This window comes from Cyclobacterium sp., from assembly GCF_014762705.1.
Classification (GTDB): domain Bacteria; phylum Bacteroidota; class Bacteroidia; order Cytophagales; family Cyclobacteriaceae; genus Cyclobacterium.
In genome coordinates, this window is record NZ_JABURL010000063.1 from 1 (window position 1) to 20,619 (window position 20,619).

The window sequence follows — 20,619 nt, forward strand, 5'->3', positions numbered from 1 at the left end:
AATCTTAATTTTAGTAATTTAAAATTTGAAATTTTATCACTGATCATTTGCCTTAATGGTTATTGGATTACAGAAGCAAGGGCCCAGGAAACTCCCTTTACCCTGGAGGAAAGTGTGTCGTATGCCCTTGAGAATAATGCAGAGGCCAGAAACGCCAGGCTTGAAATTGAAGCTGCCAGGGGATTGGTAGGAGAGCGAACCGCTGAAGGGCTGCCGCAAATTAATGCCAACCTCAATGCAACCAATAACCTGATGGTACCTGTTTCTCCCTTTCCGGCTAGGATTTTTGATCCGGAAGCAGCTGAAGGTGAGTTTATTGGCATTCAATTTTCTCCCGAGTTTACGGCCGGTTTGACAGGCACCGTTTCCCAAATGATTTTCAACGGTTCTTATTTTATCGGACTGAAGGCAGCTAAAACGTATCGTCAACTGGCTGAAGTGGACCGAAAGTTAACCGAACTCGAAGTTATTGAGAATGTTAAGAAAGCGTATTATTCGGTTTTAGTCAGCGGGGAAAGGGAAGAACTGATAAGGGCCAATTTGAGCCGTATTGATACCCTTCTTAAAGAGACAAAAATACTCTATGATGAAGGTTTTGCAGAAAAGATTGATGTCAGCCGGATTCAGGTGCAGCACAACAATATTCAAACTGAACTAGACAAGGCGAAAACGGCGACTTTGGTAAGCATGCGGCTGTTGAAATTTCAGATGGGAATGCCACAAAGTCAGGAAATCACCCTTGTGGACACGATTACGGGCCTTGAGACCCTGTTGGATGCAGAAAGGTTGCTGTTGGAAGACGGGGAGCAGAGAGTGGAAATTGATCAGGTAAATACCAATTATGACTTAGCAACGCTGGATCTTAAAAACAATCAGATTCAATACATGCCCCGTCTGGATGCCAATTATACCTTCCAGCGTAATGCCTTTGGGGGCAACTTTTCAAACCTGTGGTCCGGAGATTGGTTTACAGGCTCAGTGGTAGGTGTAACGCTGCAGATTCCCATTTTTGATGGATTTACAAAAAGGTATAAAATTCAGCAAAACAGGGTACAGCTCAGGCAACTTGAGGTGCAGAAGGAGTCTGTGCTTCAAAATATTGTAATAGAAAAATTTCAATCTCGTCAAAACCTGATCAATAGCCTTAAGGCACTGGATGTTCAAAGGGAAAACCGGGATTTGGCCCTGGAGGTATTTGATATGGCTAAAATAAAATATCAGGAGGGAGTTGGTTCTAACCTCGAAGTAGTAGAGGCGGATTCAGCCCTTAAGGAGGCAGAAACCAATTATTTCTCTGCTTTGTATGATGCCTTCATCGCAAAAGTGGATTTGGAAAAAGCATTGGGAATTTTAAAATAATCAAAAAGGATACCGTAATATTTTATGAAAAATACCATCAAGTTTTTAACACTAGCCCTGCTGATTGGGGTAATTGCCTGCTCTGAACCAAAGGATGAGCTGGCCGAAAAAAAGGACCAACTGGAAGCATACAAATCAGAAGCTGCTGCACTAAAAGTCTCTATTCAGGAGCTGGAAGAAGAAATCTCCCGGCTGGATCCCGAATTCAGGAGAAATCAACGTAAATCTGTTTTAATTACCACAGCACAGCCAGAGCGGGGAAATTTTGAGCATTATGTTGAAGTTACCGGTTCAGTGTTGTCTAAAAAGAATGTCAATATCAGTGCAGAGCTTTCCGGGAGAATTGAGGAAATAGTAACCCGGGAAGGAATGTCTGTGAAAAAAGGACAAGTAATTGCCACTATTGATGCCGAATCTGTAGAGAGAAGCATAGCTGAAATTCAAACCCAGTTGGATTTGGCAAAGACAGTTTTTGAAAAGCAGGAGCGACTTTGGAACCAGCAAATTGGTACTGAAATGCAATACCTGGAGGCAAAAAACCGAATGGAAACGCTGGAAAAAAACCTGGCTTCACTCGAATTGCAAAAAGACAGGACAACGGTGAGGGCACCATTTAACGGTACAGTGGAGGAGTTGCTGATTAGGGTAGGGGAGTTGGTGCAACCAGGTTCCCCCATCGTCAACCTGATCGGTGAGGACGACCTTTTTATAGAAGGTGATATTTCCGAAAGGTATATTGGTATCCTTGAGCGGGGCGACTCAGTAAGTATTCGCTTTCCATCCATCAACAAATCCCTCAAGACCAAAGTGACGGCCATCGGCAGCGTCATTAATCCCGACAACCGAACTTTCAAAGTAGAGGTGTTTTTACCCAAAATGGAGCTCGTAAAACCCAATATGCTTTCGGTATTGAATATACAGGATTATGAAAACCCCGAGGCAGTGATTGTGCCTACCTATTTGATTCTTCAGGACAATAAAGGCAGTTATGTCTTTGTGGTGGAAGAGGGCATGGCCAGAAAAAAATATGTGGAAAGGGGCATGACTTATAAGGGTGAGACAGAAATCCTGGAAGGCCTGGATGGTACAGAAACATTGGTAGACAAGGGATTCAGAGAAGTTGGGGATAATTTTAATGTAAACATCGCATCATAAGGCATTTATGGATACAGATAGCAAATCAAAAAAAGGCCTGATCAGGGAGTTTGGTATTTCCACACTTTCAGTAGACAACAGGACCAGTGTGGTGATCCTTACCTTAATCATTTCATTCCTGGGCATGTTTGCCTACCGGACCATGCCCAAGGAAAGTTTTCCGGAAATTGTCATTCCTACCGTCTATGTAGGTACGGCATATCCTGGTAATTCTCCGGTGGATATGGAAAACCTGATCACCAGGCCCATAGAAAAGGAACTTAAATCCATCAACAACCTGAAAGATGTGAGTTCTACTTCCATTCAGGATTTTTCCTCTATTGTGGTGGAGTTCAATCCCAATGTGGATATATCCAAGGCTTTACAGGATGTTAAAGATGCGGTGGATAAAGCCAAAAGTGAGCTGCCCACGGACCTGGACAGAGATCCTGATGTATTGGAAATCAATACCTCGGAATTCCCGATCATGAACGTAAATATTTCAGGAAACTATACTGAACAGGAACTGAAAAAATACGGGGAGTACCTGGAGGATGAGATTGAAAAACTGTCAGAAATCTCCAGTGCAGACCTGGGCGGAACTATAGAGCGGGAAATACAGATCAATGCCGATTTGTATAAAATGGAAGCCAATGGGGTTACTTTTTCGGATATTTCCAGTGCGGTGGCTGATGAAAATGTTACCATTTCCGGAGGCAATATCCTTTCGGGTGATTACCGCAGGACCTTGCGGATTGCGGGTGAATTTACGGACCCCATGCAATTGGAAGATGTTATCATAAAGACGGAAAATAATAAAATCGTCTACCTCAAGGATGTGGCTTCCGTGAGCGATACTTATAAAGAGCGGGAAAGTTATGCCAGAAGCAATAATCTTCCTGTGGTCACCATCAATGTGGTCAAAAGAAGCGGGGAAAATCTCCTGGACGCTTCGGACAAAATCAAAGAACTGATAGAAGATGTAAAAATCAATCGGTTTCCCGAAGATCTGGAGGTCACCATCACCAATGACCAGTCTAAAGCAACCCGTTCACAGGTAGACAATTTGGAAAACAGTATTGTCTCAGGTGTGATCCTGGTAGTGCTGGTGCTGATGTTTTTTCTGGGCTTCAGGAATGCCCTGTTTGTGGGTATTGCCATTCCCTTGTCCATGTTTATTTCCTTTTTGGTACTCAATTCTCTGGGTGTCACCTTGAATTTGATGGTCTTGTTTTCTCTGATTCTGGCATTGGGCATGTTGGTGGATAACGGGATTGTGGTAGTAGAAAACATTTACAGACTAATGCAGGAAGGGAAATCTGCCGTACGTGCCGCCAAAGAAGGTGTGGGAGAGGTTGCTTGGCCCATCATTACCTCAACGGCCACAACACTGGCTGCATTTCTTCCTTTGGCTTTTTGGGATGATATTATCGGGGAGTTTATGAAATACCTGCCCATTACCCTGATTATTGTTTTGTCCTCTTCCCTTTTTGTTGCACTTGTCATTAATCCGGTACTCACGGCTTTGTACATGAAGATTCAGGATGTGGACAAAAGGAAACCGGTTCAAAAACCCATGATCGTGGCTGCGGTATTGACCTCAATGGCAATCCTGTGTTACTTTGCCAGTTGGATTGCTTTGGGCAACCTGTTGTTTCTGGGGGCCCTTTTGACGATTTTCAATGTTTTTGCCTTAAGAAAAGCTATTCGCTGGTTTCAAAATGTATTTTTGGTCAAGCTGGAAAACATGTATGAGAATACCCTTCACTTTGCCTTGAAGGGATCTAAACCCTATTTGTTTTTTGGAGGAACGGTATTGTTGCTGGTAGTATCCCTGGTCTTATTATTTATAAGAGCACCCAAGATCCTCTTTTTTCCTGACAATCAGCCTGCACTGGTGAGTATATATATGGAAAAGCCCATAGGTACGGATATTGAGGCTACCAATGATTTTGTCCACCAATTGGAGGACGATTTATTTGAACTTTTGGAACCCTATGATGACATCATAGAGTCTGTCATTTCTCAAGTCGGGGAAGGAACGGGGGATCCGCTGGAGGGTCCCAGCCAGGCAAAGACCCCACATAAGGCGAAAATTACCATCGGATTTGTGGAGTATCAGTTTAGGGATGGGGTAAATACCAATGAGGTAATGGAGAAAATCCGGAACCTGGCAGAAGGGTATCCTGGAGTACTGGTAACGGTAGATAAGCAAAGAAATGGCCCGCCTGTAGGAAAACCAATCAATATTGAAATCAGTGGCGAGAACTTTGATCAATTGATCACTTTTGTAGGTCAGGTGCGGGAACAAATCAACGAATCCGGCATTCAGGGCATAGAAGAATTAAAATCTGATCTGGAGCTGGGAAACCCTGAACTTATTATTGATATAGACCGGGAAAAGGCAAGGAGATTTGGCTTGTCTACTTCCACCATCGCCAATGAACTCAGGACTGCTTTGTTTGGATTGGAAGTTTCCAAATTTAAAGAAGGTGAAGATGATTACCCAATTCAATTGCGGTTGTCAGAAGAGTACCGGTATGAAATCGGCGCTTTATTGAACAAGAAAATTAGTTTCAGGGATAAATTTGGTAACCTAAAGGAAATTCCAATTTCTTCGGTAGCCAGTCTGGAATACAGTTCCACTTATGGATCAGTAAAAAGGAAAGACCTGGAGAGGGTGATTACCTTATTTTCCAATGTCAATGATGGATATAATGCCACAGAAATAAATAATGAGATCAAGGAATTGATGCAGGATATTGAGGTGCCGGAAGGTATCGATTTGAGTTTTACCGGGGAGCAGGAGGAGCAGGCAAAATCTGCTGAATTCCTTACCAGGGCATTGCTTATTTCCATATCCTTGATTTTCCTGATTATTGTGGCCCAATTCAATTCGGTGACCACCCCATTCATCATCATGGCTTCTGTGGTGTTCAGTACCATAGGGGTCTTTTTGGGTTTGCTGGCATTCAATATGGATTTTGTAATCATCATGACAGGGATTGGCATCATCTCACTGGCGGGGGTGGTGGTAAACAACGCCATTGTACTTATTGATTATACGAATTTGGTAAGGATGAGAAAAAGGGAGGAACTTGATATCCCGGAAGATGGATTTTTATCGAAGGAGGATCTCCTGGACAGCATCATTCAGGGAGGTAAAGTCAGGTTGAGGCCGGTACTACTGACGGCTATCACTACCGTTCTGGGGCTGATTCCGTTGGCCCTTGGGATGAATATCGATTTTTATGGTCTGTTGTCTTCTTTTGATCCGAAATTTTACATTGGAGGAGACAACGCAGACTTCTGGGGGCCAATGGCATGGACTGTGATATTTGGGTTAACCTTTGCGACCTTTTTGACGTTAGTAATAGTGCCGGTAATGTATTTATTGGCAGACAAATTAAATTCTATTGCTCGCAAGAGCAATTAATTAGATTTAATTAAAGGTTGGTGGTTTTTTAAGTGTTAAAACCTCCGGGGCACTGCCCCGGAGGTTTTTAGTTTTCAATTTTCCTGACCATAATAAGCTCCTTTTCCATGCTTTCTTTCATAATGTTTTTGAATCAATGCAGGCTTGAGCCTTGGCGCTTTGGGATTGATTTGCAGGGTCAGATAGGCCATGTGGGCAATTTCCTCTAAAACCCTGCTGTTGTATACGGCTTTGGAAGGGTCCTTTCCCCAGGTAAAGGGGCCATGATTTCCTATCAATACCATTTCCACCTCTTCGTAAGACAGGTTCTTTTTGGAAAAACAATCCAATATCTGCTGGCCGGTCATGTGTTCGTAATCCCCAGCAATAAGTTCATCAGCCATGGGCGGGGCACAAGGTATATCTTTGGTGTTGTGGTCGGCATGTGTGGTGCCAAATATGGGAATATCCATTTGAGCCTGGGCCCAGGATACCGCAAAGGTGGAATGGGTGTGACAAATTCCACCGATTTTCACCCAATTTTTATATAAAAAAGCATGGGTTTTGGTATCGGAAGAGGGTCTCATTTTGCCTTCTACCACCCGATTATCATAATCTACAATCACAATATCCTCAGCCTTCAAATTACCATAGGGCAATCCACTGGGCTTAATCGCAAAAACAGCCCTGTCCCTGTCAACTGCACTAACATTGCCAAAAGTATAAACTACTAAACCAAGTTGGGGCAGTTCCATATTGGCCTCATAGCATTCCCTTTTCAATTCTTTAAAATTACTTGTCATAAGCTTGGTTTTTTTTTATTCAATCAGGGTCAGCCCTGTACGTTTAACTTAATCTTAAATTTCAAAGATCAACTTCTGGCCATCCCTCTGCTGACCAGCCGATGGTTCTGATCAATAGTTTTGGCCTTCCCTCATCCTATGCATCATAGCCATGGAAAATATCAACAGAAAGGCATAAATGCTGTATTTAACCTGAGAACACATTCGTTAATGGATTTGCTTTAATAACCTGACCTCCTGGATAATGACTGGCTCCAATAGGTATTGTTCTTTGTTCTCCAATCCCTGTATTTGTTTCACCACATCCATTCCTTCAACTACCTTACCAAAGGCAGCAAATCCTTGACCGTCCGGATTTCGCTTGCCACCGTAGTCAAGTTCCGGTTGGTCTCCCAGGCAAATAAAAAAGCTGCTTTGAGCTGAATCGGGCCCAAGCCTTGCCATGGAAATGGTTCCATGTTCATGCAGTATCCCTGTTGTCCTGGTGGTTTCAATGGGTATTGGAGGTAATAGTTGTTCCTCAGTAACGTTTCCCCCTTGTATCACCTGGATTTTAATGTCCCTTTGAGATTCATTTTCAGGAGTACATACCCTAAAAAAACTGGAATTTTCATAGGCGCCGCTCGATACATACTTCAGAAAATTTGCTACTGTTCCGGGAGCTTTTTCCGGATAAAGTTCAATAATTATGGAGCCAAAAGCCGTTGAAATCTTGCAGCGTTTCTCTGTTTGGGCGTTGACAATAGAAAAGGTGAAATAGAGTATAAGCGTTAAACAGGCGAGTTTATTCATTTTGAAAGCAGATAGACTGAGTGAATAACAAAAAATTTTACCCAATATCCAAAAAAAGGACAGCCTGGAAATATATTTCTTTTGGAGGCAGGGTATGGGTTTAAGGAATTGAGCATCAAAAAGAAAATATAAATTTGGAAAACACTTTTTTTCAGGCTAACGAATTTTCTTTATCCTTATTTTTTTATTTCCGAAATTAAGGTGTAATTATGACAATTAATAAAAAATGACATGAAAAGTTTACCTGAGTACGAAGTGTGGTTCATAACTGGCAGCCAGCATTTGTATGGTGAAGAGACCCTGAATACCGTAGCATTGCATGCCAAAGAAATTGCAGCAGCTTTGGATGCTTCAGAAAAAATAGCTGTCAAAATTGTTTATAAACCCATTGTTACCACGGCAGTAGCTATTTACGAAGTACTTGCCCAAGCCAATGGGAAGGGTAATTGCATAGGGGTCATTACCTGGATGCACACTTTTTCGCCTGCCAAGATGTGGATCAGTGGATTAAAGGTTTTGCAAAAACCCCTTTTACATTTACATACCCAATATAACCGAAACTTACCTTGGGATGCCATCGACATGGATTTCATGAACCTAAACCAAAGTGCTCATGGGGATCGGGAGTTTGGATTTATCTGTACCCGGATGGAAATTCCCAGAAAAGTAGTGGTAGGACATTGGAAAGAGCTACAGGTGCAGGTGGAAATCGATAATTGGTGTCGGGCGGCTTGTGGCTGGCACGATTGGCAAGGCGCTCAATTTGTGCGGTTTGGAGATAATATGCGGCAGGTGGCTGTCACTGAAGGAAATAAAGTGTCCGCAGAAATGCAATTTGGTTTCTCTGTCAATACCCATGGGGTAGGGGATTTGGTGGCCCAGATAGCGGAAATATCTTCTGCAGCTGTCGATCGTTTGATTGAAACCTACGAGCAGCAGTACCTGGTAGATGAACAAATGAACAAGCAGGGGAGCAGGAGGGAATCCCTGAGAGATGCTGCAAGAATAGAGTTGGGATTGAAGCAGTTTCTGGAACAGGGATCCTTCAAAGGTTTTACCAATACCTTTGAGGATTTGCATGGCATGAAGCAGTTGCCTGGCATTGCTGTTCAGCGGCTAATGGCTCAGGGATATGGGTACGCTGGAGAAGGAGATTGGAAGACCATGGCTCTGGTAAGGGCCATGAAGGTAATGGGTACAGGATTGCCTGGAGGCAATGCCTTTATGGAGGATTATACTTATGATTTTGAGGAGCAGGGAGGACTTGTACTGGGGGCCCATATGCTGGAAGTGGATGAAAGCCTTGCAGCCGGGCCGATACGATGTGAAATACACCCATTGGATATCGGGGGTAAGGATGACCCGGTAAGACTGGTGTTTAACGCAGGGGGAGGAAATGCACTTAATGCTTCCCTGATAGATTTAGGGACGAAATTCAGATTGGTGCTCAATGAGGTGGAAGCTATCATGCCCCCAAGGGATCTCCCTGAATTACCGGTGGCTCGCAGTATGTGGAGGCCTAAGCCAGACTTTAAAACCGCCGCTACCGCCTGGATTCTGGCAGGAGGTGCTCACCATACCTGTTTCAGTCAGAACTTGCCAACTGAAGTTTTGGAAGATTTTGCGGAAATGGCCCGTTTGGAATGTGTGTTGATTGATGGCGATACCCGGATAAGAGAATTCAAAGCCCTTCTCAAACGGTTATAAAGGGTAGAAACAGACCCTGCCTTACCCATGGTTTAATTAGTTACAAGAAAATGAATCCCATTTCTGGTGGCTTTAGTCATCTTTACAAGGGAGAATAATCAAAGGAGTAGCGCCCTCGTGTACCAAATCGTTGATAAAAAAATTTCTGAATAGTTTGTCGTTTAGTGTTCTGGAACCTTTTTGAAGGACAAGATAATCGTCCGGATACTCACTGTATCTGTTTTTGATGACTTTAAAAGCATCTGTACCCTCATAAATTTTCACCAAACATTGGTACTTATCATCTAATTTATCTTTAAGCGCATTCAAATATACCTCGCTTTCAGTTTTGTCATCTGTTTCTGAAAGGATGGTAAGTAGCTCTATTTCACCTATTGAGTTTCCAATTGTGTTAAGAAGATGGTTAAGTGCCGGTTCATTAAAAGGAAAATTAACGTGACTGGCCAAGGCAAGTCTCTTTGGAAGAGCCTGCTCAATGGATTTTGGTAAAGCAATAATAAGCCTGTTGAGGTGATTGATAATATTTGTAGCCGTACTGCCAATTAAAAATTTTTTAAGGAAACCAGTTCCTTTTAATCCCAACAAAAGTATGTCATCTGAACTTGTTTCATTAGCTAAAAAATGGATGATCGAACTGTCAATTGCCAAAAATTCAGCTTTTTCACGTGGCAGGGCTAATTTTTTCAATTCTTCCGAAAACTTCTTGTCCGCTTCTTGTTTTTCGAAAGCTATCACTTGTTCCTTGCCTGGAGAATTGGCCAGAGTGGGCACCAAACCGGGGATTTGGTTAATGAATTGGAGGGAAACACCGTACGAATTTTGCCACTCATAAGCCACCTTAATTATTGTTGGCGTATAGGGTGAAAAATCAATAAGTACAATTAATTTTTTCATGGTATGAGGTGCATTTGAAAGTAAACTGTAAAAATTAAAGTTAAAGAATATCTTTCATAAAACTAGTTAACTGCATCAAATCAAAGTTTTTTGAAGGCTACTATTGATCCTCATACCATTTTTCATCAAAGGTATGGGTAGACTCCAAGGCAGCTTTCAATACTTTCACCACCATCCATATCATTAATACCGGAGAAATGGAAAATAGCAACAATATCAGTGCGGTATTCAGGTTTACTGCTACAGCAACAACGTAAATCAATAGAAAGCCTGTTACCAGGCTAACTGGTACCAATGGGTTGTCCATAATTTGGTTCTTTTCCTGATAAAACAATCAGGAACAGGTATTTGTTCGATTAAAAAATTAGATTGTATATCAGGCATTGTCCACCCTCGGAGCCCAATAGGTACAATATGCTCCGGCTTTTACAGGACCCTTAAAGAGTTGGCATCCACCACATTTTCTTTTTTCCGTAGGGGGTAGGTAGAGCTGACAATTGTCACAACGATTGTCAGAAACCGGCGTTTCTTCTTCATATCCCAGGCTTTTTCTTTTTTCCAGTTCATCCTCGCTTAAGCCTGTCAGGTCTGCACAATCAGTAACCTGTTCGAGTTGGTATTCTTTTTTTGGGCTGGCACAATAGGATAAAATCAGGGTTGACGATCCGAGTAAATACTTTACAAAATTCCTTCTTTCCATGGGTTGGTTTTTAAAGTGCGGTCATTAATTCCTGAAGGGGGAATTCACCATAATTTTCCCCTGCTTCCAGTTTTTTCAAAATAGCAGTTAAATTTTCAGAATGGTTATCCTTTGATAGCTCCAGACCTTTTTTCAGGTTATCCAAAGCTATTTGCTTCCAATGATCCATGTTTTCGCCTTCCAAAGAAGACAATAGTCCGATGAAATCCTTAATATTGGCTTCTTCCCCTTTTGCACCCAATATATGTGACACTTCTTTAAGGTAATCATTTTTCCAACCTTCAGAACTTTCAAAAAAATCATGCTGCTCTTTCAATTCTTCAAGGATCTGAAGTCCGGAGCCAGCATTGGAGCTAAGGATTGCTGTTCGAAACCATTTATTTGATCCCTTTTCCATTAATACACCCGCCATTTTTTCAATGACTGAATTGTCCTCATAATTTCCCAGGCTTAAAACAGCCTGCATGGAGATCATTGGGTTTTCATGGTTTATTTTTTCCGATATATCTTCCCTTAAAGCTGGAAAGTCCTCTGCCAACACCAAAGCATTTTTAACAAGCCCCCAATGTTCGCTTTCCAATGCGGATGCTACCAAATCTGAAGGTAAAGCATCCATGGAATGCAATAAATGAAGGGCCAGAACCTGGGCTTTTGGGTTTTCCTTTTTTGCCAATGCCAATAGAAAAGGCACCGGCTCCGCGCTGGGATTTTCCAGTATCAAGCGCTGAGCGGTAGTTCTGTTCCAGCCATTGTCATGGGCCAGTTGAGCAACAAGAGCTTCCGCGTCCATTTTTGAGAAATCAGGGGATTCCCTTTTTCCAACACCCGTGCCTTTTGGTACCAGGCGATAAATTCGCCCATGGTTTTCTCCATTCATGAAGTCCATTTCCTCTTTTAGATCATCCGGGATCGAAACCGGGGTTTCTATATGTTGCCGGTAAAAATCAACCAGGTACAGAAACCCATCAGGACCTACCGTAAAACCTACCGGCCTGAACCAGGGATCGGTGGATGCCAGGAATTCCTTTGTGGTTTCTTCAGCATGTCGCCGGGCCAGTAGGGATGGTCCGTTTTTATCCAGCACCAACTGGTCTCTGTGTACCAGGTTTCCTGCTACATCTCCGGTAAACAGGTCTCCGTAAAATTCTTCCGGAAAGGCGCCTCCATTGTAAATCGTACCTCCGGAGGCTCCGGTGAAATAGTCCTCGGCATGTTCTACCCGGTCCAATTCCTGTTCCTGGTATTGCTTGTTCCTTCTTTGTGTCCTCTCTGCCCGCCAGTAGGGAGGCGGAGTCATTTGAAACATTTCAAAATCATGGTCGGAAATGTTTTGATTTACAGATTTGCTGGATAGATGCCCGTGGCGCTCCAGGTATCTTCCAGGAATAACTGCCTGCTGCACATGCAAAGTGTTTTGGGTAAATACCTTATTGCCCCAGTCATCGAAGGTCTGCCCAAATTGTGCGGTGCCGCTTTCCTTTTCAAATTGGCCCTTGTCCAGTCGAAATCTGAAATCCATCCCCTGAAGGTTTATCGGCTTTTTTTCAGTTTTGTTTTGGAAGGTTACCTCACTTCTTTGCCCGTTATTGGCCGCATAGATCCAATTATCCACACCCAGTCGCAAATTGGTAATCTGGGCTTCAGAATTATTTTCAAAAAAACCTGAAAAAATGATTTCTTTGCTGTCAGCAGCTCCATCCTCATCCAGATCTTTCATGTAGTAGATATAGGGTGCAGCTGTTACCAGCAGGCCTCCCTTCCAGGGCATCAGACTGGTGGCATCTGCTATGCCTTCTGCAAAAACAATGGAGGAGTCTATCTGCCCATCTCCGTCTTCATCTACCAATTGTTTAATCACTCCCCTTCCCTTACCTTCTTCAGGCTTGTAGGGGTAGTCAGGCATTTCTACGGCGAAGGCCGTTCCGTGCTCATCAAATACCAAATCCACCGGATCCTTGATATGAGGCTCGGCGGCAAAGAGTTGTACTTCGAACGCTTCGTGAATATCAAAGGTAGCGATGGAGGCCTCCGGGCTCAGGGGGCCGGCATATTTGTCTTCTTTACAGGATTGTAGACCTGAAAGCAATATCATGGAGAGAATGAAGGATGCGGAAAGTTTCATGTCAAATAATGTGTGTTATTGATTGATTTCCAATATTGGTTTAAATCCGTTAAAATGAAAATTATTTTCCGTTAACGGATCATTTTTTTAATTACTCCATGATTTATATGAACCTTTTGTCACTCAAAGGCCAATTTTTTAGTCGGCTTAAAACCGAAAATATCATCCAAAAAGGCATAGGCCTCCTTTCTTATTTCCGGGGGAAAGTCATGTCCGGCATTCGGATACCTCACTTGCAGATGATCCGGAAACCCCATCCACTGGTATACAGGGGCGAGTAAATGGATACCGGTTTTGACCCCTTCCACGGAAAAATTACTATCCTGCAGGGGGGCATTGGTAAACACAGGTCTGGGAGCAATCAAGGCGATGATATCTGTAAAATCAAATGGAAGATAGGCATCCGGAAGTTGATTTTTGATGGCTGGCATGTATCTTTCCTGGGCCCAGGGCCCAAGCCGTCCTCCATAATTTTTCGTACCAGCTTCTCCTATATCATAAAAATCAAAGGGAGTCCAGCCACAACTGCTCACCACCACCTTGATCCGGGGATCATGAGCTGCGGCAAAAAGAGCATTGTGCCCACCCAGAGAGTGCCCGATCACACCTATGCGGTTGGGGTCTACTGCCTCCATCTGGCTCAAAACATCCACACAACGCATGTGATTCCAAACTCCTAACAAGGTTCCTGAAGGAAAGCCATCCTGTGAAAAGTCATGGTTCTTTTGTTCCCCAAAGCTTGGATAATCAGGAGCCATCACCACGTAACCCTTTTCGGCCAGCTCCCTGGCTATAGCCCTGTTTTCTAATGGACCCTGTCCGTCTACGATTCTTTTACCCTCCTCGCCTGTGCTGTGAAGGACCAACATGGCTGGCCGGTTTTTGCTTTGGTGCGGAACATACAGATAGGCCGTTACATTATTTTTATGGTCGGACGGAAAGCTCACCTGATAACGGGTAAACCTGCTCTCCACCAGGGAGTCGGTATAGGTCAGGGTAGGAATGGACAGACATTTACGGGAGGGTAGGGTTCCCATGATGGAGGCCATATTGTTTTTCCAAACTTTCTCTTTTTCTTTCCATTCATGAAGGCTTCTGATAGGAGTGTCACTTTCTTCCCGCAAAATGTAGGAATTGGATGCTTCCCGCTTGGGTATGGGTTGACGCAGGAGCTTTTTGATCGCCGCCATGATGACTGGCTCGGCTTCCGAAGTTACCGGGCTTGCGTCGATTTCATAACCCCCTTCCTGATAGGCCGCAGCGGTACCAATATAAAACGGTCCGTAATCCCCATAAGCTGCCATGGCCACAAATAAGTCGGGCCTTTCGGCCTTGGCTGCCAGTTGGTATTCCACAAATAGTTCTCCAGGCAAATGGAGTATGCGGGCATCTCCAAGGGTCAGGCAGCCGATTTCAATTTTTTTCCCCAAATGCTGTCGCTTGTACCAGGCCAATTTTTGCATGTTATTGGTCAGCCAGCGAGCGTTCTGCCGGTGCATTTCCTGTTCAATATTCGGGATGTCCTCTCTTGCCGGCAGCAAAACGGGTTCCTGTTGCCAAAATATATCTGTAGGGGCCAATGCTTGTTTACTCGTGTTTTCCCAGGCCTTTTTCATCCCTGCGGCCAGCCGATCAGCCAACAGACCTCGGTTGATTTTTGAGCCATCATTGTATTTTCCTGCAGCAATATTGGCACCGGCACCGTTGAAATGTACATGCAAGGCTTCCGGGACCTCCAGTTGCCGCATGTACCTGGCTATACCCGGAAAGTCGGGATTGGCCACTTTGGTGAGGTAGTAGCTCTGCGGGTGAACGGCATAATAACTCAGGACTGCCAGCGGCTGATCTTCATTCCAAAAGCTGATCAGTGAAACCTCCGGATCAATCAGGCCTTCAGGGAAATCCCGGATTTTGGGATCTTTGGTAGAGGAGCTGCGAAAATATTCGATTTTCCCGTCAGTTCCTTTGATACGGCGGTTTGAAGCCACCCTTTCCACCATTGCTTTTCCTGTACCCACATGGGTCAGGGGTTGGGCATTGGGTAAAGCACTGCGTATGGCCGCTTCCAGCCTGTTCAATACAACCCGGTCAAAGGAACTTTCAAAAGCAAATGGGTCTAAACCTGCATCCACCAGGATTTTTTCCGCCCCCCAGTCACTGATGGGCGCATCGTGCTGGTGGACCGTATGGACGGCTACCCGCGAGGGTATGGTGGAAGCCGCCTTTGCCAAAGTCGCCTTGAAAGCATCCTGACTTTCATTGGCAATTCCAATCCAATCTATCGCACAGAGTACAATCGGAAGACCGCTTCCTGAAATGACAATTCCTTTTGCCCTGAGACCTAAATCATCCCTGTTTTGCATCGGGTCATAAGCTAGCCAGCTTCCGACTGGAGGAGTAGCATCCACATCAAAGACTGCAAGCGTCAGGCCACTATCCGGTTCTTTTTCTTTTTGCCGGCCCATCCCCGGAATTGAAACCAGCAGAAAAAGCAGGCAAATAAGGGAAGGAAATAAAAACTTTGTATCAATCAATAGCTTAGTCATGAGTTTGTTGGGTATGCTGATGAATCCAGTCTATCATTTTATCCTGGGAGGTCTCTCTGAATCGGTTAAATCCCTTGGGTATATACTGGTAAGGGCTGTTTTTGTCCCCCATTTGATGGGTGATTTTTTTGAGATTTTGAAGGGTTCTGCTAATGGCTGGCAAATCGGCATGCCTGTCCTGAGCTGGGCTGACGACCATCAGCGGCCGTGGAAGGATGGTAGCCAGTATTTCCGGGAAATCCACGGGTATTTCCGAGGGATTATCCGTGTAGTACCCCCAGTTGGGGATCAGGCCATAAAGGTGGGAATAAGCTTTGATTCCCTCCATATGCGAACCGGCCTCCCTCAAAGGGGTAAAAGCAGAAGCAACCGCTACTCCGGCAACCTGCTCCTCCAAAGCAGCAGTAAACAGCGCTACTGTACCACCCAAAGCATAGCCAGCCAGGTACAATTGATTGGTATCTACAAATGGCAGTTGACCCAGTGCCTGAATGGCATCACGGGTATCTTTGACCATTTTACCCATTTTTGACCAATCCGGATACCTGTCATAAAAACCGGAGCCTTCTTCAATGCGGCTGCCATAGCCCAACAGATCCATGGTGAATACACCCATCCCCTTAGCCAGACAAGTTTCAATAAAATGGTTCATGCCGGTATCAAACCCTGTGTTGACATACTTATGCAGGTATATGACCATAGGGATTTTTTTTCCACTTTCTGGTTTGAACTCCCCCTTATCATTTGAAGGAAGGTAAATGGCACCATGCTGGTAATCTCCCAAAGCATTATATGGGGCTATATTGCGCCTGATACCGTTGGATACCTGCGGACGATTGAGTAACAGGTCCAGGTAATCCGTATTGTTGCTTAAATTTGCAATAGGGGAGGCGGCGATTCCCTCAGGCTGCTTTCCAAGGGTCCACCGAATCCTTTCCCGGACTTTTTCCTGCCAGGCATTCAGACCTGGTTGGTCCAGAGTAGCCGTGTGATCTATTAAGGAAGATAGTGCTACTGGCTGTTCGTTGAGTAAGCCTGGTGAGTTTCTTCCCTTTTCCCAGCTTTCAAAACCATAACTGTAATACATTTGATTGTTCCATTTTTTGTCCGATCGTCCAAACTGTATGTCCAGCCAGTCCACAAAAGATTCTATATCCCTGGCTGCAACGGCGTGTTTCCCATCCCTGAATCGGATTCCTAGTTTATCGGGTTGTCCCAGAAAGTCATACACCTGCTGCAGAGACTTGTAATTTTGTTCGATGGCCCAGGGGTCACCTCCTCCGGCCTCCCTGATAGAAGAACTCAGCAATAAGGCATTGGGGGCAATCAAGGCCATCAGTGAGTTTTGGTCAATGGGCAGCTTGTGTTCCCTGCCGTTAAAAAACCGTAAGCGGGGATGAAACCATTGAGGCCTGATCGAATTCAGGTAATCGATCGATTCATTTTCATGTCTTTCGTCCGTATACCGGTAGGGGATCTCTCCACCCGTACCTCCGCTACTGCTTATCAGGGCGGTGATCCTTTGGTCAAAGGCTGCGGCAAAAATGGATAATTTTGCATTCCTGGAATGCCCGGTCAATGCAATTTTATCTTTATCCACATGCGGCAAAGTATACAGGTAATCGACGGCTCTTTGCGCTCCCCAGGCGCGGGTCATCAAGGCAGACCAATCGTACTCAGGGTACACTTCCTGGTAGGAAATGGTCTCATCAAAAACATCTGCCCCGGCATATATGACCCCCATGTAGCCCCTTCTTACAGCTATCTGCACCCAACCCCTGTGGTTCCACTGGCTCATAAAGACCGGGTGTGGACCATCACCGGGAGGGGTATATACTTCGAGGGTTAGCCGGGCTTTTTCATGGTCTCCAAATTTCAGCAGGACGGTTTGAACCTTGATTTCACCTTCCCGGTGTTCTGATAAGATTTCTGATGTCAGGTTTTCCGGAGGATCGGGAAAGGTTCCGGACAGTAAAAGTTTCACCTGTTCTTGTATCCATTCTCGTTTTGCCTGCCACTGTTCCATTGTTTCAACAGGGATCTGCTGACCACCTTCATCCAGGATGAGCGGATCTGGGAGAAAAGGAAGATCAGGCAGGGAGTCGAAATCAGGAGGTAATTCTCCGGTCCTTTTTTGCCAGGCATCCCAGGTGCTATCCTTATAGCTCAGCCGCTCAAAGGAAGCAAAAACGTTTCTGGCCCTCTGCTCAGGGCGCGGGTGGGGTCTGTTTAATTCACGGAGATCTTCCAAAAAGGCTTTGCGCTTCAAGGTATCAGGGGATTGAGCCATGCTCAATAGGGGTATCAGGCTGATGATTAAGATTATACCTCCGAAAAAACAGGATCGCATATTTGATTTTTTCATGGGAAAGGGCCGGGTTTGGCGTTTGTAACTTAATTAACCTAAAATTAATGACAAATCCTTATGTAAAAAGGGCCAATGGTAAAAATTCGCATAAGATCCTTATCATCACTGAATATCGCATGAGAAGGAGAGTTGATTTTGAACGAAACCCTGACATTTCCGGTGAAATGATTAAAAAATTCAGGGTTTATGCGTGCCAAAGCCTCAAATTGAATGATTGGAACTTACAACAGCATCTTTTACAGTTTCTTTCTTGAAAGGATTAGGAATAATAATATCTTTGTCGAAATTAAAAAATCTATATATTTCTTTGATAGCTGATATGGAACAATTATTTCTCTATTTGGTCCCTTTTTTGGGTATTGTTGGGTTGGTGGTCATGGCCATAAAATCTGCCTGGGTAACAAGGCAGCCTACGGGTGAACAAAGTATGGTGGAGTTGGCAGGTTACATTGCCAAAGGAGCGATGTCGTTCCTGAAAGCAGAGTGGAAGGTCATGATCTATTTTGTGGTGATTGCAGCCATCATTTTGGGATGGTCCGGGACACTACTTGAAAACTCCAGTCCAATAATCGCAGTATCTTTCGTCATAGGGGCGGTTTTGTCGGCTTTTGCCGGATACCTGGGAATGAAGATTGCCACCAAATCCAACGTCAGAACCACAGAGGCAGCCAAAACCAGCCTTGCCAAAGCGCTGAATGTTTCCTTTACCGGGGGTACGGTTATGGGCTTGGGAGTTGCAGGCCTTGCAGTATTGGGTATGGGTGGTTTGTTTATCATCTTTTACAACATGTTTGTATTGTCCTCCGGAGGAGATGTTAACGGACATGAAATGGAGACTGCCCTGGAAGTACTTGCAGGGTTTTCCCTGGGTGCGGAATCCATTGCTCTTTTTGCCCGGGTAGGTGGAGGTATTTACACCAAAGCTGCCGATGTGGGAGCTGACTTGGTGGGAAAAGTTGAAGCTGGAATACCCGAAGATGATGTGAGAAATCCCGCTACCATTGCAGATAATGTGGGTGATAACGTAGGGGATGTAGCCGGAATGGGAGCAGATTTATTTGGGTCCTATGTGGCCACCATATTGGCCTCCATGGTATTGGGAAGAGAAATTGTAAGTAATGACAATTTTGGAGGAATTGCTCCGGTCCTTCTGCCTCTGGTAATAGCCGGGCTGGGTCTGGTGTTCTCCATAATAGGCACCTTTTTCGTTAAAATAAATTCCGAAACAGGAAATGTACAGGCGGCCCTGAACAGGGGAAACTGGATTTCAATATTGTTGACTGTTGCAGCTTCATTCTTTGTAATTGATTATATGTTGCCGGAGGGTGATCTGGTCATGTCCAGGTTAAATTCTATTGCATTTACGAAAATGGGTGTTTTTGGGGCTGTTTTTATAGGTTTGATCGTTGGGGCCCTGATGAGTATCATTACCGAACATTATACCGCCATGGGCAAAGGCCCGGTGAATTCCATCATCAGACAATCCTCAACCGGCCATGCCACCAATATAATCGGAGGCCTGGCGGTAGGAATGCAATCTACAGTTTTGCCAATTTTGGTCCTTGCCGGAGGGATTTTTTCTTCCTATATGGCTGCAGGTCTATATGGAGTAGCAATAGCAGCAGCGGGCATGATGGCCACCACTGCCATGCAGTTGGCCATAGATGCCTTTGGCCCTATTGCTGATAACGCCGGTGGAATTGCTGAAATGTCCGGGCTTCCCAAGGAGGTCAGGGAGAGAACCGATATTCTGGATGCCGTTGGAAACACCACAGCTGCTACGGGAAAGGGTTTTGCCATTGCTTCAGCAGCTTTGACAGCCCTGGCACTATTTGCAGCCTACGTGGGTATTTCGGGCATTTCTACCATAGACATTTATAAAGCGGATGTTTTGTCCGGATTATTTGTAGGGGCCATGATTCCCTTTATTTTTTCATCCCTGGCCATTGCAGCAGTAGGAAGGGCAGCCATGGACATGGTAAATGAAGTGAGGAGGCAATTCAAAGAGATGCCGGGAATTATGGACTATACCGAAAAGCCGGATTATGAAAAATGTGTGGAGATTTCTACCAAGGCTTCCATCCGGGAGATGGTGGCACCGGGGGCCATTGCCCTTTTGTCTCCCATTATCGTTGGATTTCTTTTCGGACATGAGGTTTTGGGAGGTATGTTGGCAGGAGTGACCGTCTCAGGAGTATTGATGGGTATTTTTCAGAACAATGCCGGAGGTGCCTGGGATAATGCAAAGAAATCTTTCGAAAAGGGTGTGGAAATTAATGGAGAAATGTATTATAAAGGCTCAGAGCCACACAAAGCTTCCGTTACCGGAGATACGGTAGGAGATCCTTTTAAAGATACCTCAGGGCCCTCCATGAATATCCTGATCAAGCTGACCTCAATCGTTTCCATCATCATTGCACCATTTATTCCCCTGAACAGTCCGCTGGGAATTTCAGACAATGCCGGGGTAGATGAAATCAAGAAAGTAGTGCAGGTACCTGAAGCATTACCAGCAGAAATTGAAGTGTTAGAGATCAACTGATCTGAAAAATACATTTTTCTTAATCAAAGCCGCCAACGATTCACTGGCGGCTTTTTATTTTGTTACTGAGTTCGAATGAAGATCGTCAATAAAAACCAATTGAATCGTCACTTCGAACCCTTTGCCGTGGGTATAGGAGCTGGGAAAGGGTGTGGCAGTCTCGTTTGGCAGGAGATACCCACGGCTTTCACCGCTCAAAACACTCTCTAAGCCTACCGGTGAGGGGATCCCTACCGA

At 44.6% G+C, this 20,619-nt stretch carries 13 protein-coding genes; 5 read left to right on the plus strand and 8 right to left on the minus strand.

What is annotated here, in order from left to right; all coding sequences use genetic code 11:
- From HUJ21_RS11860 to HUJ21_RS11870, 3 genes are all read left to right on the plus strand, one after another.
- The coding region (locus HUJ21_RS11860) for a TolC family protein (protein WP_366483689.1) at positions 1-1,359 on the plus strand (1,359 nt) is incomplete at its 5' end.
- A 24-nt stretch (positions 1,360-1,383) separates the two neighbouring features.
- The gene (locus tag HUJ21_RS11865) at positions 1,384-2,514 is read left to right on the plus strand and encodes an efflux RND transporter periplasmic adaptor subunit (protein WP_291370025.1); all 1,131 of its coding nucleotides are present in this window, start codon (positions 1,384-1,386) and stop codon (positions 2,512-2,514) included.
- A gap of 7 nt (positions 2,515-2,521) precedes the next feature.
- A complete protein-coding gene (locus HUJ21_RS11870) occupies positions 2,522-5,929 on the plus strand; it encodes an efflux RND transporter permease subunit (protein WP_291370027.1) in 3,408 nt (1,135 codons plus the stop codon).
- 74 nt (positions 5,930-6,003) lie between these two features.
- Here HUJ21_RS11870 and HUJ21_RS11875 read toward each other — a convergent pair whose 3' ends face one another.
- Positions 6,004-6,711, minus strand: a complete 708-nt coding sequence (locus HUJ21_RS11875) for an L-ribulose-5-phosphate 4-epimerase (RefSeq protein ID WP_291370029.1) — start codon at positions 6,709-6,711, stop codon at positions 6,004-6,006.
- Positions 6,712-6,918: 207 nt separating this feature from the next.
- On the minus strand, positions 6,919-7,503 hold the full coding sequence (locus tag HUJ21_RS11880) for a peptidylprolyl isomerase (protein ID WP_291370031.1): 585 nt from the start codon (positions 7,501-7,503) through the stop codon (positions 6,919-6,921).
- Positions 7,504-7,734: 231 nt separating this feature from the next.
- On the opposite strand from HUJ21_RS11880, the gene araA reads away from it, so the two are divergent.
- The gene (gene araA / locus HUJ21_RS11885) at positions 7,735-9,210 is read left to right on the plus strand and encodes an L-arabinose isomerase (RefSeq protein WP_291370033.1); all 1,476 of its coding nucleotides are present in this window, start codon (positions 7,735-7,737) and stop codon (positions 9,208-9,210) included.
- A 72-nt stretch (positions 9,211-9,282) separates the two neighbouring features.
- On the opposite strand, the gene HUJ21_RS11890 is transcribed toward araA, so the two are convergent.
- From HUJ21_RS11890 to HUJ21_RS11915, 6 genes are all read right to left on the minus strand, one after another.
- Entirely contained in the window at positions 9,283-10,104 is an 822-nt protein-coding gene (locus HUJ21_RS11890; protein ID WP_291370035.1) for a universal stress protein, read from the minus strand.
- Positions 10,105-10,204: 100 nt separating this feature from the next.
- Positions 10,205-10,411: a hypothetical protein gene (locus HUJ21_RS11895; RefSeq protein WP_291370037.1), complete on the minus strand. Its 207-nt coding sequence runs from the start codon at positions 10,409-10,411 to the stop codon at positions 10,205-10,207.
- A gap of 69 nt (positions 10,412-10,480) precedes the next feature.
- Positions 10,481-10,804 (minus strand): high-potential iron-sulfur protein, encoded by a 324-nt coding sequence (locus tag HUJ21_RS11900; RefSeq protein WP_291370039.1) that lies wholly within the window; start codon positions 10,802-10,804, stop codon positions 10,481-10,483.
- Positions 10,805-10,814: 10 nt separating this feature from the next.
- Positions 10,815-12,926: a PVC-type heme-binding CxxCH protein gene (locus HUJ21_RS11905; protein WP_291370041.1), complete on the minus strand. Its 2,112-nt coding sequence runs from the start codon at positions 12,924-12,926 to the stop codon at positions 10,815-10,817.
- A 119-nt stretch (positions 12,927-13,045) separates the two neighbouring features.
- Entirely contained in the window at positions 13,046-15,472 is a 2,427-nt protein-coding gene (locus tag HUJ21_RS11910) for an alpha/beta fold hydrolase (RefSeq protein ID WP_291370043.1), read from the minus strand.
- The gene (locus HUJ21_RS11915; protein WP_291370045.1) at positions 15,465-17,837 is read right to left on the minus strand and encodes an alpha/beta fold hydrolase; all 2,373 of its coding nucleotides are present in this window, start codon (positions 17,835-17,837) and stop codon (positions 15,465-15,467) included. The genes HUJ21_RS11910 and HUJ21_RS11915 overlap by 8 nt, the downstream gene beginning before the upstream one ends.
- 322 nt (positions 17,838-18,159) lie before the next feature.
- Here HUJ21_RS11915 and HUJ21_RS11920 point away from each other — a divergent pair, with 322 nt between their 5' ends.
- Positions 18,160-20,382 carry a sodium-translocating pyrophosphatase gene (locus HUJ21_RS11920; protein ID WP_291370047.1) on the plus strand — a complete coding sequence of 741 codons (2,223 nt, stop codon included), beginning with the start codon at positions 18,160-18,162 and terminating at the stop codon, positions 20,380-20,382.
- The last annotated feature ends 237 nt before the right edge of the window (positions 20,383-20,619 follow it).

Excerpts from the sequence above, each read along its gene's own strand:
- HUJ21_RS11865 (WP_291370025.1), top strand. The coding sequence starts at position 1,384 with ATGAAAAATACCATCAAGTTTTTAACACTAGCCCTGCTGATTGGGGTA.
- HUJ21_RS11870 (WP_291370027.1), top strand. The coding sequence starts at position 2,522 with ATGGATACAGATAGCAAATCAAAAAAAGGCCTGATCAGGGAGTTTGGT.
- HUJ21_RS11875 (WP_291370029.1), bottom strand. The coding sequence starts at position 6,711 with ATGACAAGTAATTTTAAAGAATTGAAAAGGGAATGCTATGAGGCCAAT.
- HUJ21_RS11880 (WP_291370031.1), bottom strand. The coding sequence starts at position 7,503 with ATGAATAAACTCGCCTGTTTAACGCTTATACTCTATTTCACCTTTTCT.
- araA (WP_291370033.1), top strand. The coding sequence starts at position 7,735 with ATGAAAAGTTTACCTGAGTACGAAGTGTGGTTCATAACTGGCAGCCAG.
- HUJ21_RS11890 (WP_291370035.1), bottom strand. The coding sequence starts at position 10,104 with ATGAAAAAATTAATTGTACTTATTGATTTTTCACCCTATACGCCAACA.
- HUJ21_RS11895 (WP_291370037.1), bottom strand. The coding sequence starts at position 10,411 with ATGGACAACCCATTGGTACCAGTTAGCCTGGTAACAGGCTTTCTATTG.
- HUJ21_RS11900 (WP_291370039.1), bottom strand. The coding sequence starts at position 10,804 with ATGGAAAGAAGGAATTTTGTAAAGTATTTACTCGGATCGTCAACCCTG.
- HUJ21_RS11905 (WP_291370041.1), bottom strand. The coding sequence starts at position 12,926 with ATGAAACTTTCCGCATCCTTCATTCTCTCCATGATATTGCTTTCAGGT.
- HUJ21_RS11910 (WP_291370043.1), bottom strand. The coding sequence starts at position 15,472 with ATGACTAAGCTATTGATTGATACAAAGTTTTTATTTCCTTCCCTTATT.
- HUJ21_RS11915 (WP_291370045.1), bottom strand. The coding sequence starts at position 17,837 with ATGAAAAAATCAAATATGCGATCCTGTTTTTTCGGAGGTATAATCTTA.
- HUJ21_RS11920 (WP_291370047.1), top strand. The coding sequence starts at position 18,160 with ATGGAACAATTATTTCTCTATTTGGTCCCTTTTTTGGGTATTGTTGGG.